12 protein-coding genes, 1 pseudogene and 1 riboswitch are annotated in these 13,956 nt (G+C 69.3%); of the genes and pseudogenes, 11 read left to right on the top strand and 2 right to left on the bottom strand.

Features of this window, described 5'->3' with window-relative positions:
• The first annotated feature begins 177 nt into the window (after nucleotides 1-177).
• The 4 genes from ctaC to DQ392_RS21330 all read left to right on the top strand — a co-directional run bounded on the left by ctaC (nucleotide 178) and on the right by DQ392_RS21330 (nucleotide 4,773).
• A complete protein-coding gene (ctaC, locus tag DQ392_RS21345) occupies nucleotides 178-1,188 on the top strand; it encodes an aa3-type cytochrome oxidase subunit II (RefSeq protein WP_423835379.1) in 1,011 nt (336 codons plus the stop codon).
• Nucleotides 1,185-2,915 carry an aa3-type cytochrome oxidase subunit I gene (ctaD, locus tag DQ392_RS21340; protein WP_114017234.1) on the top strand — a complete coding sequence of 577 codons (1,731 nt, stop codon included), beginning with the start codon at nucleotides 1,185-1,187 and terminating at the stop codon, nucleotides 2,913-2,915. Before ctaC ends, ctaD begins: the two co-directional genes overlap by 4 nt.
• Complete coding sequence (locus DQ392_RS21335; protein WP_114017233.1) at nucleotides 2,912-3,310, top strand: cytochrome c oxidase subunit 4; 399 nt, start codon at nucleotides 2,912-2,914, stop codon at nucleotides 3,308-3,310. The genes ctaD and DQ392_RS21335 overlap by 4 nt, the downstream gene beginning before the upstream one ends.
• A 161-nt stretch (nucleotides 3,311-3,471) precedes the next feature.
• Complete coding sequence (locus DQ392_RS21330; protein WP_181856510.1) at nucleotides 3,472-4,773, top strand: L,D-transpeptidase; 1,302 nt, start codon at nucleotides 3,472-3,474, stop codon at nucleotides 4,771-4,773.
• Between the two features lie 83 nt (nucleotides 4,774-4,856).
• Here the strand turns inward: DQ392_RS21330 and DQ392_RS21325 are convergent, their stop codons facing one another.
• Entirely contained in the window at nucleotides 4,857-5,303 is a 447-nt protein-coding gene (locus DQ392_RS21325; protein WP_114017232.1) for a DNA-binding transcriptional response regulator, read from the bottom strand.
• A gap of 213 nt (nucleotides 5,304-5,516) precedes the next feature.
• Here DQ392_RS21325 and ctaE point away from each other — a divergent pair, with 213 nt between their 5' ends.
• The 5 genes from ctaE (at nucleotide 5,517) to trpD (ending at nucleotide 11,048) form a co-directional block, all read left to right on the top strand.
• Nucleotides 5,517-6,134 (top strand): aa3-type cytochrome oxidase subunit III, encoded by a 618-nt coding sequence (gene ctaE, locus DQ392_RS21320; protein WP_114017231.1) that lies wholly within the window; start codon nucleotides 5,517-5,519, stop codon nucleotides 6,132-6,134.
• 119 nt (nucleotides 6,135-6,253) lie between these two features.
• The gene (qcrC, locus tag DQ392_RS21315; RefSeq protein ID WP_114017230.1) at nucleotides 6,254-7,069 is read left to right on the top strand and encodes a cytochrome bc1 complex diheme cytochrome c subunit; all 816 of its coding nucleotides are present in this window, start codon (nucleotides 6,254-6,256) and stop codon (nucleotides 7,067-7,069) included.
• Nucleotides 7,066-8,133 carry a cytochrome bc1 complex Rieske iron-sulfur subunit gene (gene qcrA, locus DQ392_RS21310; RefSeq protein ID WP_114017229.1) on the top strand — a complete coding sequence of 356 codons (1,068 nt, stop codon included), beginning with the start codon at nucleotides 7,066-7,068 and terminating at the stop codon, nucleotides 8,131-8,133. Before qcrC ends, qcrA begins: the two co-directional genes overlap by 4 nt.
• Complete coding sequence (gene qcrB, locus DQ392_RS21305; protein ID WP_114017228.1) at nucleotides 8,130-9,779, top strand: cytochrome bc1 complex cytochrome b subunit; 1,650 nt, start codon at nucleotides 8,130-8,132, stop codon at nucleotides 9,777-9,779. Before qcrA ends, qcrB begins: the two co-directional genes overlap by 4 nt.
• 201 nt (nucleotides 9,780-9,980) lie before the next feature.
• Nucleotides 9,981-11,048, top strand: a complete 1,068-nt coding sequence (gene trpD, locus DQ392_RS21300; protein WP_114017227.1) for an anthranilate phosphoribosyltransferase — start codon at nucleotides 9,981-9,983, stop codon at nucleotides 11,046-11,048.
• A 221-nt stretch (nucleotides 11,049-11,269) separates the two neighbouring features.
• Here the strand turns inward: trpD and DQ392_RS21295 are convergent, their stop codons facing one another.
• Nucleotides 11,270-11,752, bottom strand: coding sequence for a VOC family protein (locus DQ392_RS21295; RefSeq protein WP_114017226.1), 483 nt, complete (start codon nucleotides 11,750-11,752; stop codon nucleotides 11,270-11,272).
• Nucleotides 11,753-11,863: 111 nt separating this feature from the next.
• Here DQ392_RS21295 and DQ392_RS21290 point away from each other — a divergent pair, with 111 nt between their 5' ends.
• Both DQ392_RS21290 and DQ392_RS21285 read left to right on the top strand, forming a co-directional pair.
• Nucleotides 11,864-12,679: a LysR substrate-binding domain-containing protein gene (locus tag DQ392_RS21290; RefSeq protein ID WP_245981721.1), complete on the top strand. Its 816-nt coding sequence runs from the start codon at nucleotides 11,864-11,866 to the stop codon at nucleotides 12,677-12,679.
• 141 nt (nucleotides 12,680-12,820) lie between these two features.
• Nucleotides 12,821-13,669 (top strand): annotated as a pseudogene (locus DQ392_RS21285) (uroporphyrinogen-III synthase); the annotation flags it as partial.
• Nucleotides 13,670-13,777: 108 nt separating this feature from the next.
• Nucleotides 13,778-13,896, top strand: a riboswitch (SAM riboswitch).
• Nucleotides 13,897-13,956 lie beyond the last annotated feature (60 nt).

Raw genomic sequence — 13,956 nt, 5'->3', positions numbered from 1 at the left:
ACCCCATCGGGGGGGTGCGCGGCGCGTTACGCCCCCTCCCCGCGCGACCCCAAATGGCGTCGGCTAGGGTTTGGTCCGCATAAACATCCAAACCCTGCCCGCGCTGGGCCGGCGCCCGACCACGTAAGAGGGCCGCGCCCGACCGCGACGCGGGCGAGACTCTCGGGAAGGCGCTACGTGAGTCCCAACGGCTCCGACCTCCCCCACGGCCGCAGGACGGCCGCGGGTGGTACCCCCACATCGCGGCGCCCGATGCGGCGGACGCTACCGCAGGCGCTGGCCGCGGGCCTGGTCCTGGCGACCGCGACCGGTTGCACATCAAAGGACTTCCCCCGCCTCGGAATGCCCACCCCCGTCACGGACGAGGCCCCGCGCGTCCTCTCCCTGTGGCAGGGCTCCTGGGCGGCCGCGCTTGCCGTGGGCGTGCTGGTGTGGGGTCTGATCATCTGGAGCGTCATCTTCCACCGGCGCTCCAGGACCAAGGTCGAAATCCCCGCTCAGACCCGGTACAACATGCCCATCGAGGCGCTGTACACCGTGGTCCCCATCATCATCGTCGCGGTGCTGTTCTACTTCACCGCCCGGGATGAGACCAAGCTCATGGCGACCTCGAAGAAGCCCACCCACGTCGTCAACGTCGTGGGGTACCAGTGGAGCTGGGGCTTCAACTACGTCGAGGACGTGGACGGCGATCCGAAGACGGACGTCAACACCAAGGACAGCCTCCACAAGGAGCTCAGCGCCATCCCGGACCGGATGACCAAGGGCTTCCCCAAGGGCGCCGAGGGGGTCTACGAGGCGGGCACGCCGGGCGAGCGGAACCCGCAGAACGGCAACCCGGGCCCGACGCTGTGGCTGCCCAAGGGCGAGAAGGTCCAGTTCATCCTGACCTCCCGCGACGTCATCCACGACTTCTGGGTCCTGCCCTTCCTCATGAAGCAGGACGTCATCCCGGGCCATGTCAACCGCTTCGAGGTGACCCCCAGCAAGGAGGGCACCTACCGGGGCAAGTGCGCCGAGCTGTGCGGCGTCGACCACTCCCGGATGCTCTTCAACGTGAAGATCGTCTCCCCGGAGCGCTACCAGAAGCACCTGGAGGACCTGGCGAAGAAGGGCCAGACCGGCTACATCCCGGCGGGCACCGCCACCACGGGCGGCGCCAAGAATGCGGAGACGAATAACCCGTGAGCATCCTCAACGAACCCCAGGGTGCCGCCGCCGCGACGGCCGAGGCGGCATCGCCGACGCGCCGTAAGCGACCCGGCAACGTGGTGGTCTCGTGGCTGACGACCACGGACCACAAGACGATCGGCAGCCTCTACCTGATCACGTCGTTCGTCTTCTTCATCATCGGCGGCGTCATGGCGTTGTTCATGCGTGCCGAACTCGCCCGTCCGGGCACGCAGATCATGTCGAACGAGCAGTTCAACCAGGCGTTCACCATGCATGGCACCGTCATGCTGCTGATGTTCGCCACGCCGCTGTTCAGCGGCTTCGCGAACTGGATCATGCCGCTCCAGATCGGCTCGCCCGATGTGGCCTTCCCGCGGCTGAACATGTTCGCCTACTGGCTCTACCTCTTCGGCTCGCTCATCGCCGTGGGCGGTTTCCTCACCCCGCAGGGCGCCGCCGACTTCGGGTGGTTCGCCTACTCCCCGCTCTCGGACGCGGTCCGCTCGCCGGGCGTCGGCGCCGACATGTGGATCATGGGCCTGGCGCTGTCCGGCTTCGGTACGATCCTCGGCTCGGTCAACTTCATCACCACGATCATCTGCATGCGCGCACCCGGCATGACGATGTTCCGCATGCCGATCTTCACCTGGAACGTGCTGCTCACCGGTGTGCTGGTGCTGCTCGCCTTCCCGGTGCTGGCCGCCGCGCTGTTCGCCTTGGAGGCGGACCGGAAATTCGGGGCGCACGTCTTCGACGCGGCCAACGGCGGAGCCTTGTTGTGGCAACACCTGTTCTGGTTCTTCGGCCATCCCGAGGTGTACATCATCGCGCTGCCGTTCTTCGGCATCGTCTCCGAGGTCATCCCGGTCTTCAGCCGCAAGCCCATGTTCGGCTACGTCGGTCTGATCGGCGCCACCATCGCCATCGCGGGTCTGTCCGTGACGGTCTGGGCCCACCACATGTACGTCACGGGCGGCGTGTTGTTGCCGTTCTTCTCGTTCATGACCTTCCTGATCGCGGTGCCGACAGGCGTGAAGTTCTTCAACTGGGTCGGCACGATGTGGAAGGGCTCCCTGTCCTTCGAGACACCGATGCTGTGGACGATCGGCTTCCTGATCACCTTCCTCTTCGGTGGCCTCACCGGCGTCATCCTCGCCTCGCCGCCGATGGACTTCCACGTCTCGGACTCGTACTTCGTCGTCGCGCACTTCCACTACGTCGTCTTCGGCACCGTGGTCTTCGCGATGTTCGCCGGCTTCCACTTCTGGTGGCCGAAGTTCACCGGCAAGATGCTGGACGAGCGGCTCGGCAAGATCACGTTCTGGACGCTGTTCGTCGGCTTCCACGGCACCTTCCTCGTCCAGCACTGGCTGGGCGCCGAGGGCATGCCGCGCCGGTACGCCGACTATCTGGCGGCCGACGGCTTCACCGCGCTGAACACCATCTCCACGATCAGCTCGTTCCTGCTGGGCATGTCGATGCTGCCGTTCTTCTACAACGTGTGGAAGACGCACAAGTACGGCAAGAAGATCGAGGTCGACGACCCGTGGGGCTACGGCCGCTCGCTCGAATGGGCGACCAGCTGCCCGCCGCCGCGGCACAACTTCCTCACCCTGCCCCGCATCCGCTCCGAGGCCCCGGCGTTCGACCTGCACCACCCGGAGATCGCCGCGCTCGACGAGCTGGAGAACGTGGACCGGGACGAGAAGGCACTCGCCGGCAGCAAGGAGGCCGGGAAGTGAAGATCCAGGGCAAGATGTTCCTGTGGCTGTCGGTCTTCCTGCTGGCGGTCGCCATCACCTACGGCGTCTGGTCGAAGGAGCCGGTCGGCACGGTCGGCCTCTTCCTGGCCTTCGGCCTGTCGATCATGATCGGCTACTACCTGGCCTTCACCGCGCGCCGGGTGGACACCGGGGCGCAGGACCGTCAGGAAGCCGATGTCGCGGACGACGCCGGTGAGCTGGGCTTCTTCAGCCCGTGGAGCTGGCAGCCGCTCGCGCTCGGCCTCGGCGGGGCCTTCGCCTTCCTGGGCGTGGCCGTCGGCTGGTGGCTGGTGTACTTCTCGGTACCGCTGCTGCTGATCGGCCTGTTCGGCTGGGTGTTCGAGTACTACCACGGGCAGAACCGCACCCAGTAGGAACCCGCGGCCGTGCGGCACGGCGGCAAACGGCAGGAACCGCGGCCGCGCAGCACGGCGACGAACGAAGAACAAGGATCGGCCCCCCGACACGCCGGGGGGCCGACCCGTTTGTACGCACTCCGCGCGCCCGAAGTGACGATTATTCATATTTTGGGCCTATGAGTCACAGGCCGCACACCGCGATATCCGGAGGGGCGCTCGCCCCCAGAACCCTGACCCGCAAGCACAAGCGCCGCATGGTGCGCAGCTGCGCCCTGCTGCTGGCGCCCCTCTCCGTCGGGCTCGCCGCCTGCGGCACCGGGGACGGCAGCGACGGCACGCTCTCCTCCGCCCCCTACGACGCCACCGACGCCGTGTCCGTCAGCGCCGCAGCCGACAGCACCGACGTCGACCCCGACAAGCCGCTGAAGGTCACCGCCCAGAAGGGCGACACCCTCACCGACGTCTTCGCCACCGACGCCTCGGGGCGCGTGGTCCCCGGCGAACTGTCCGCCGACCAGAAGAGCTGGCACAGCACCAGCTCTCTGGCCGCCGGCGCCCACTACACCCTTCAGGTCAGCACGGAGAACCAGGACGGCGCCCCGGGAAGGCGCTCTCTGCGCTTCGGGACCAAGGCAGCCGCAGCCAAGCGCCTCCACGTGAAACTCGGCCCCGACAACGGCACCTACGGCGTCGGCATGCCCCTCACGGCCGAGCTCAGCCGCCCCGTGAAGAAACCCGGGCAGCGGGAGATGGTCGAGCGGGCCCTGAGGGTGGACTCCAAGCCCCACGTGGAGGGCTCCTGGCACTGGGTGAACAGCAAGGAGCTCCACTACCGGCCGCGCTCCTACTGGCCCGCGCACGCCAGCATCACGCTCCGCTCCTCACTCAATGGGCTGAAGGTGCGCAAGGGGCTCTACGGCGGCAAGGCCAAACCCGTCCGGATGAAGACCGGGGACCGAATAGTCGCGGTCGCGGACGCCTCCTCGCTGAAGATGACGGTCAAGAAGAACGGCAAGACCATCCGTTCGGTGCCCATCACCACGGGGAAGTCGGGCTACGAGACCCGCAACGGCATCAAGGTGATCCTCACCAAGGAGCCGTACGTGCGGATGACCAGCGCCAGCATCGGCGCCGGCGACTTCTACGACCTCGGCGTCCACTGGGCCACGCGGCTGACCAACAGCGGCGAGTACGTGCACGGCGCCCCCTGGTCGGTGGGCTCCCAGGGCGTCTCCAACACCAGCCACGGCTGCACCGGCATGAGCAGCTCGAACGCCAAGTGGTTCTTCGACCTCGTCAACGAGGGCGACATCGTCCAGCACGTCAACACCTCGGGCGAGACCATGGCCCCCTTCGGCAACGGCTTCGGGGACTGGAACATGGACTGGAAGAAGTGGCGCGCCGGCAGCGCCGTCAACAGCGAGGGGCACGTCGGCAGCGGCCAGGCGGACGCCGCGCGGCTGCGCCCGCAGGTGTGAAACCCCACATCCGCCGCCGAACGACGCCGCGCCCGCCCCTCCCCCGAACGGGGGACGGGCGGGCGCGGCGGTGAGGTGAGGGCTCAGGCGCGGGCGAGGCGGCCTTCGGCCGCCTGCTCGCGCAGCAGACCGGCCAGCGACTCGGCCAGCGCGACCGGGTCCACCGGGTGCGAGACGGTGGCCTCGGCCCTGCTCCAGGTCGCCAGCCAGGCGTCCTGCGGCCGCCCGATCAGCAGCAGCACGGGCGGGCAGTCGTAGATCTCGTCCTTGATCTGGCGGCACACGCCCATGCCGCCCGCGGGGGCCGTCTCCCCGTCCAGCACGCACACGTCCACGTGGCGCTCCTCCAGCGCCTCCAGGACGGCGGGCAGCGTGGCGCACTCCAGGTAGCGGATCTCCTGCACGTCGGAGGCCGGCCTGCGGCCCTCCCCCTTGGCGCCGCGCGCCAGGGAGGTGCCCCCAGCGAGCCGCACCTGCTCGCGGGTGGTGGCGTCGTCGCTGTAGACCAGCACCGTGGCGGTCGGCTGCATCGTTCCTCCGCGTCCGTGATTCGTCCTTATCGGGTGAACCGCTGGGCTGGGATGCTACTCCCTCCGACGCACCGTCAACACCGGTCGTCGCACGCCGATACTGGGCTGTACGGGGCGTGCGGGCCTCCGTCGCCGCTGGGCACGGCGGGCGCGAGCGGCGCCGACACCCCGAACGGGACCCCCGAAGTGAGGCCGGGATAAGCGACCGACATAATGTCGGTCGTGGCGACAGCAACAGCAGTAGAAACCGGGCACGCGCACCCGTCGGTCAACCGGCCGAACCTCACCAGCGTCGGAACCATCATTTGGCTGAGTTCCGAGCTGATGTTCTTCGCGGCCCTCTTCGCGATGTACTTCACCCTCCGATCGGTGACCGGCGCCGACTACTGGAAGGAACACGCCTCAGAGCTGAACCTTCCGTTCTCGGCGACGAACACCACGATCCTGGTGCTCTCCTCACTCACCTGTCAGCTCGGCGTCTTCGCCGCCGAGCGGGGTGACGTCAAGAAGCTCCGCGCGTGGTTCATCGTCACCTTCGTCATGGGTGCGATCTTTATCGGCGGCCAGGTCTTCGAGTACACGGAGCTGGTCAAGGAGGGCACCTCGCTCTCCTCGAGTCCGTACGGATCGGTGTTCTACCTGACTACCGGCTTCCACGGGATGCACGTGACAGGCGGCCTCATCGCCTTCCTGTTCGTCCTGGGACGCACCTACGCGGCCAGGCGGTTCACACACCACCAGGCCACGGCCGCCATCGTCGTGTCCTACTACTGGCACTTCGTCGATGTCGTCTGGATCGGCCTCTTCGCCACGATCTACCTGATCCGGTGACCGTGCGGGCGCGGCGACGCCGCGCGCCGTACCGCCCAGGCGGACCACGGCCATAACGGACCAGACGCAGTACGGACAGACACCGCATCGACGAGAAGATCCTGACACCGGGGTAATCCGTGAAAAAGCTCTCCGCACGACGGCGCCATCCGCTGGCGGCGCTTGTCGTTCTACTCTTCGCGCTGGCGGCCACCGGGGGGCTGTACACCGCGTTCGCTCCCGCGGGTGAGGCCAAGGCCGAGAAGCAGGAGTCGAGTAAGTCCCTCGCCATCGAGGAGGGCAAGAAGCTCTACGCCACCGGGTGCTCCAGCTGCCACGGAACCGGCGGCCAGGGGACCAGCGACGGTCCCAGCCTGGTCGGTGTCGGGGCCGCGGCGGTGGACTTCCAGGTCGGCACGGGGCGCATGCCTGCTCAGCAGCCCGGCGCTCAGGTGCCCAAGAAGAAGAAGATCTACAGCCAGGACGAGACCAACCAGCTCGCCGCGTACGTCGCCTCGCTCGGCTCGGGCCCGAGCCAGCCCGACAAGAAGGCGTACGACCCGGCTGGTGCCGATGTCGCCAACGGCGGCGAGCTCTTCCGCACCAACTGCGCGCAGTGCCACAACTTCACCGGTAAGGGCGGCGCCCTCACGCACGGCAAGTTCGCGCCCGACCTCGCAGACGTCGACCCCAAGCACATCTACGAGGCCATGCAGACCGGGCCGCAGAACATGCCCTCCTTCACCGACGGTGCGCTTCCCGAGAAGGACAAGCGGGACATCGTCGCCTACGTGAAGGAGGTCAACAGCGACAAGTCCGAGAGCCCCGGTGGGTTCTCGCTCGGCGGCTTCGGCCCCGTCAGTGAGGGCCTGTTCGCCTGGATCTTCGGCCTCGGCGCGATGGTGGCCGTCGCTACCTGGGTCGCCGCTCGGACCGCAAAGGCCAAGAAGTCATGAGTAGCGAGACTGGACCGGACGAGAACGTGTCAGACGAGAACCTGCCGAAAGAGCAGGGACCGGCACACGGCGAGGTGGCCCGCAAGGACGACCCGTTCGCCGACCCGGGGCTGCCGCCCCACGAGCACCGCATCCAGGACGTCGACGAGCAGGCGGCCAAGCGCTCCGAGCGCACCGTCGCCTTCATCTTCACGCTCTCGATGCTGGCCACGATCGGCTTCATCGCCTCCTTCGTGGCCTTCCCGATCGACAAGATCATCTATGTCTGGCCGCTCGGCCACATCGGCGCGCTCAACCTCGCGCTGGGCCTGACGCTCGGCGTTGCCCTCTTCTGCATCGGCGCGGGCGCGGTCCACTGGGCCCGCACGCTGATGTCCGACGAGGAGATGGTCGACGAGCGGCACGCCATCACGGCGGAGCCCGAGGTCCGCGAGAAGGTCATCTCGGACTTCAAGCAGGGTGCCAAGGAGTCCGCGCTCGGCCGCCGCAAGCTGATCCGCAACACGATGTTCGGCGCGGTCGCCCTGGTGCCGCTCTCCGGCGTCGTCCTGCTGCGCGACCTGGGCCCGCTGCCCGAGGACAAGCTGCGGCACACGGCCTGGAAGAAGGGCAAGCTGCTCGTCAACGAGAACACGAACCAGCCGCTGCGCCCCGAGGACATCGCCGTCGGTTCGCTCACCTTCGCCCGCCCCGAGGGCCTGGAGCACCACGACGAGGACTTCCAGACCGAGATCGCCAAGGCGGCCCTGATGATCGTCCGCCTGGAGCCGGGCGACATCAAGGACAAGCGCGAGCTGGACTGGTCGCACGAGGGCATCGTCGCGTTCTCGAAGATCTGCACGCACGTCGGCTGCCCCGTCAGCCTCTACGAGCAGCAGACCCACCACGTCCTGTGCCCGTGCCACCAGTCGACATTCGACCTCGCCGACGGTGCGCGCGTGCTCTTCGGGCCCGCCGGCCACCCGCTGCCGCAGCTGAACATCAGCGTCAACAAGGACGGCTACCTCGAAGCGCAGGGCGACTTCGATGAGCCCGTCGGTCCGGCCTTCTGGGAGCGCGGATGAGTACTGCAACCGAGGCCCGGGGCAGCGCCGCTGCCGAGGGCAAGAAAAAGGCGCCCGCGGGGGAGCGGGTGGCCGACTGGGCCGATGGGCGGCTGGGGATCTACAGCCTGGCCAAGGCCAACATGCGCAAGATCTTCCCCGACCACTGGTCGTTCATGCTGGGTGAGGTCGCGCTCTACAGCTTCATCATCATCATCCTGACGGGTGTGTATCTGACGCTGTTCTTCCACCCGTCGATGAACGAGGTGGAGTACCACGGTGCCTATACGCCGATGCACGGTATCCAGATGTCGGAGGCGTACGCCTCGACGCTGGACATCAGCTTCGATGTGCGGGGTGGTCTGCTGGTGCGGCAGATTCACCACTGGGCGGCGTTGATCTTCCTCGCGGCGATGTTCGTGCACATGATGCGCGTCTTCTTCACGGGGGCGTTCCGCAAGCCGCGTGAGGTCAACTGGGTCTTCGGGTTCCTGTTGTTCGTGCTGGGCATGTTCACCGGGTTCACGGGCTATTCGCTGCCGGATGACCTGCTGTCGGGTACGGGTGTGCGCTTCATGGAGGGCGCGATCCTGTCGGTGCCGATCGTGGGGACGTATCTGTCGATGTTCCTGTTCGGCGGGGAGTTCCCGGGTGACGACTTCGTCGCGCGGTTCTATTCGATCCACATTCTGCTGTTGCCGGGCATCATGCTCGGTCTGCTGGTGGCGCACCTGATTCTGGTCTTCTACCACAAGCACACGCAGTTCGCGGGTGCCGGGCGGAAGAACACCAATGTGGTCGGTATGCCGCTGCTGCCGGTGTACATGGCCAAGGCGGGTGGCTTCTTCTTCCTGGTCTTCGGTGTGATCGCGGCCATCTCGGCGATGTTCACGATCAACCCGATCTGGGCGCTGGGCCCCTACCGGCCCGACCAGGTCTCCACCAACGCACAACCCGACTGGTACATGGGCTTCTCCGAGGGCCTGATCCGGGTGATGCCCGGCTGGGAGATCAATCTGTGGGGTCACACGCTGGTCCTGGGCGTGTTCATCCCGCTGGTGATCTTCCCGCTGGTGCTGGTGGCGATCGCCCTCTACCCGTTCATCGAGTCGTGGGTGACCAAGGACAAGCGGGAGCACCACATCGCGGACCGGCCGCGGAACGCGCCGACGCGTACGGCGTTCGGTGCGGCGTGGATCGCGTGGTACTTCGTGCTGCTGGTCGGTGGTGGCAACGACTTGTGGGCGACGCACTTCAATCTGTCGATCAACGCGATCACGTGGTTCGTGCGGGTGGCGTTCTTCGTCGCGCCTGTGGTGGTGTTCGTGATCACACGGCGGGTGTGCATGGGTCTCCAGCGCAAGGACCGGGAGAAGGTGTTGCACGGGCGGGAGACCGGCACGATCAAGCGGTTGCCGCACGGTGAGTTCGTGGAGGTCCACGAGCCGCTGTCCCAGGAGCAGCTGCACACGCTGACGGCGCACGAGCAGTACCGGCCGGTCGAGGTGGGTGCGGCCACCGACGAGAACGGTGTGCGGCGCAAGGTCAGCCGTGGCCAGAAGCTGCGGTCGCGGCTGTCGAAGGGCTACTTCGGCGAGTCCGGGCAGATCCCCAAGCCCACGCAGGAGGAGTACCGCGAGATCGAGAGCAGCCACGGTCACCACTGACCGCGCAGCACAGCTGAATCCGCCACACCGGGAGGGGTTCACGGGTACGTCCCGTGGGCCCCTCCCGGCTTTGCCGCAAGGCCCCACTCCTGACGGGTGCAGGCCCGCTGCCCACGGGGTGAACAGGCGGCCACGCCGCCCGGTCGGGCTCGATAGGGTGGCGGCACCATTGCGTCGGTCTATAGCCAGGATGTGGTTCCCATGAGCGCTGCTACCCCCGCCGGAGGCGACACCGTGGCGGCGCGTACCTGGCCCGACGTGCTCAGCGCACTGCTCGCCGGCCAGGACCTGAGCGAGGACGCCACCGCGTGGGCGATGGACCGGATCATGCGGGGCGAGGCCACCGACGCGCAGATCGCGGGGTTCGCCGTCGCGCTCCGGGCCAAGGGGGAGACGGTCGAGGAGATCTCCGGGCTGGTGCGCGCCATGTACGCGCACGCACGGACGATCGAGGTGCCGGGCCCCTCCGTGGACATCGTCGGCACCGGAGGCGACCGGGCCAAGACGGTCAACATCTCGACCATGTCCTCGATCGTCGTCGCCGGAGCGGGCGTGAAGGTCGTCAAGCACGGCAACCGGGCCTCCTCCAGCGCCAGCGGAGCCTCCGACGTACTGGAGAAGCTCGGAGTGGACCTGGAGCTGAGCCCCGAACGGGTCGCCGAGGTGGCGGCCGAGGCCGGCATCACCTTCTGCTTCGCGGTGCGGTTCCACCCCTCGCTGCGGCACGTCGGTACGGCACGCAAGGAGCTGGGCGTCGCGACCCCGTTCAACTTCCTGGGGCCGCTCACCAACCCGGCCCGGGTACGCGCCCAGGCCACCGGCGTCGCCGACGCGCGGATGGCGCCGATCATCGCGGGCGTGCTGGCGGCCCGCGGCTCCTCCGCGCTGGTCTTCCGCGGGGACGACGGGCTGGACGAGCTGACCACCACGGCGACGTCGACCGTGTGGATCGTCCGCGACGGCGCGGTGCGCGAGGAGAGCTTCGACCCGCGCGACGTCGGCCTCGAACTGGTGCCCGTCGAGGCGCTGAGGGGCGCCGACGCCGCCTACAACGCGGACGTGGCACGGCGGCTGCTGGACGGCGAGCGGGGGCCCGTGCGGGACGCCGTCCTGCTGAACTCTGCCGCCGCTTTCACGGCGCTCGCGCCCACCGAGGCGCCGCTGAGCGAGCAGATCGCGGCCGGTATGCGGCGCGCCGCCGAGTCCCTCGACTCCGGCGCGGCCCGCGCGGCGCTGGAACGGTGGGTGGAGGCCAGCCACCTGAGGTGAGGGAGCGTGGCCGGGGCCGGGCCCCCGTCACCCGGCCCCGGCCACGCTTGCCCCCCTCCTGCGGCCGCATCTCCCGGACGCGCCCGAAGGGGGCGCGGGGAACGGCGCCACAAGCCACAACCGGCCCGCAGACCGCACGCTACGGGCAGTGGCACCCTCTCACCGGACCACGGTCCGCAGGAGACCAGAACCGTGCCGCCGGCGCTGAGACGGGGGCGGCGTCACTTGCGCGCCGCCGCCTCCAGCGTGGCCACGTCCAGCTTCACCATGCCGAGCATGGCCCGGGTGACGGCCTCGGCCCGCGCGCTGTCAGCCGTCTCCAGCAGCTCGAAGAGGCGACGCGGCACGATCTGCCACGAGAGGCCGTACTTGTCCTTGAGCCAGCCGCACTGGACCTCCTGACCGCCGTCCGCCGTCAGCTTCTCCCACAGGGTGTCCACCTCCTCCTGCGAGTCGCAGTCCACCTGGAGCGAGATCGCCTCGGTGAAGGAGAACTCGGGGCCGCCGTTGAGCGCCACGTACTCCCGTCCTGCCAGCTCGAAGTCGACCGTCATCACAGATCCCGGCTTGCCCGGGCCCGTCTCGCCGTAGTGGGTGACGCCCAGGATGCGGGAGTCGTCGAAGAGGGAGACGTAGAACTCGGCCGCCTCCTGGGCCTGGGTGTCGAACCAGAGGAACGTCTTGATCTTCTGGGACTGCCTCATGGTCGTCGCCTCCCGGTCGCTCGGTTCACACCGTCTCCCAGTACAGACCGTCCGGGCACCGGAAACTCGTCGCTCGGAGCGGATGTCGCCCCGTACGGCCCCACCGGAGCAGTGGCCGGCGACCGCGCCGGCCGACGCCAGTGTGGCGCAGCCGACCGCCAGCCACTGGAGGCCGCTCAGCCGTTCGCCCAGCAGGACCAGACCGGCGAAGCCCGCGGCGACCGGCTCCAGCGACTGGAGCACGCCGACGACCCGGGGTTCACCACCACCATGGCCTCTCTCCTCGCCCCCACGGCCGCCGAACTGCGGCGGGCGCGGCCGCCCGTCCGCGTCCTCATCCACGAGTCGGACACCCAGCTGAGCTACCAGCGGCTGCTCGCGGACCAGGCGGACATCGCCGTGCTCACCCCGCACCCCGACAGCCCCACGGTCGACGACCCGCGCTTCGCCCAACGGCCGCTGCTCGACGACGTCCTGGACCTCGTCGTGCCCCTCGGGCACCCGCTGGCCGGCCGGCGACCCGTCGACCTGGCGGAAGCGGCGGCGGAGGACTGGATCATCCCTCACCACGACCAGGACAGGCTCATCCAGGCGCTGTGCGCCGCGGCCGGGTTCACCCCCCGCCGTCTGCACCACTCCGACGAGTGGCCCGCCGTCCTCGCGATGATCGGCCACGGTCTGGGGGTGTGCCTGGTGCCACGGCTGATGTCGGTCGCCGGTCACCCGCGGGTCGTGCGCGTGCCGGTGCAGGGAAGTCCGCCGCCGTTCCGGCGCGTGCTGACCGTGGTGCGGCGCGGCACTGACGAACAGCCCGCCGTCGCCGCCGGACTGGCCGCGCTGCGGGAGCGGGCCGCCGTGCTCACCCGGAACCCGGCGGACGGGCCCACGCAGGCGGACGGGCTCACGCGGCAGCCGGCGGGGGAGTGAGTGGAGGTTCTCCCCGCCGCAGGCGGCCGGCAGCGGCAGCCGCGCGGGCGGGACGTAGCCTCGTGGGCCGGAGAGCGCACCGAGGACGAGCCCTCGCCCCGGTCGTCCCCGCACGATCCGTCCACACCCGAGGGAGACGCTGTGCCGGAACCCCGACCCCCGTACGGGCCCCAGGGCACCGGAGTGGCCTTGCCGCTGACCGGTTACACCGTCGCCGTGACGGCCGCGCGCCGGGCCGGGGAACTCGGCGCGCTGCTCCAGCGGCGCGGCGCCCGCGTCCTCTACGCTCCCGCGCTGCGCATGGTCCCCCTCGGCGACGACACGGAACTGCGCGACGCCACCCGGCAGCTGGTCGACCGCCCGCCGCACGTCACCGTCGCCACCACCGGCATCGGCTTCCGCGGCTGGATGCAGGCGGCGGACGACTGGGGCGCGGGGGAGGCGTTGCGCGACGCGCTGGCCTCGGGCGAGGTGCTCGCCCGAGGCCCCAAGGCGTGCGGGGCCATTCGCGCCGCCGGGCTCCGCGAGGCATGGTCGCCCGCCTCCGAGTCCTCCGCCGAAGTACGCGCACACCTGCTCGCACGCGGAGACCTGGCGGGGCTGCGGGTGGCCGTCCAACTCCACGGAGAACCCCTCGGCGAGTTCCTCGACGCGCTGCGCGCCGCGGGGGCCGACGTCGTTGCCGTGCCCGTCTACCGCTCGGCACCGCCGCTCGACCTCGCGCCCCTGGACCGGCTGATCGAGGCACTGGTCGCGGGCGAGGTCGACGCCGTCACCTTCACCAGCGCCCCCGCGGTGGCGGGGCTGTTCGCCCGCGCCGAGGAGACCGGCTCTGCGGACGCGCTGACCCGGGCGCTGCGCGGGCACGCCCAGGTCGCCTGCGTCGGTCCGGTCACCGCGGCGCCGCTGTCCGAGCGGGGCGTTCCCGCGTACTGGCCCGACCGCTTCCGTACCGGCGCGCTCGTGCGGCTGTTGTGCGAGCGGTTGCCCCGGTGAGAGGTCCCACGGGTCCCACCGGCCTCGCCCGACGAGCACGGCCGTCCGGATAGTGGACGTACGGGTGTGCCCCGGACACGCCGTGTGGCATACTCCAGCCCAGGTCACGAGCGACAGCGACCAAGGCCCCGGCCCGCTGTCCGGCAACCCTCCGTCCGTGGCGGGGTGCCCCGGGTGATGACCAGGCCGTAGGACAGCAAGGTCCACGGCAAGCGCGGATCCCTCTCCGCCAGGGGTCCTGGTCTGCGAGGGAGTCTTTCGTGAGCAAGCGAATGCGCTAG

The sequence above is a fragment of the Streptomyces reniochalinae genome, from assembly GCF_003323735.1.
In the GTDB taxonomy this organism is placed as follows: Bacteria; Actinomycetota; Actinomycetes; order Streptomycetales; family Streptomycetaceae; genus Streptomyces; species Streptomyces reniochalinae.
The sequence above is the reverse complement of the archived record's forward strand: the minus strand, read 5'-3'. Positions and strand labels throughout refer to the sequence as shown.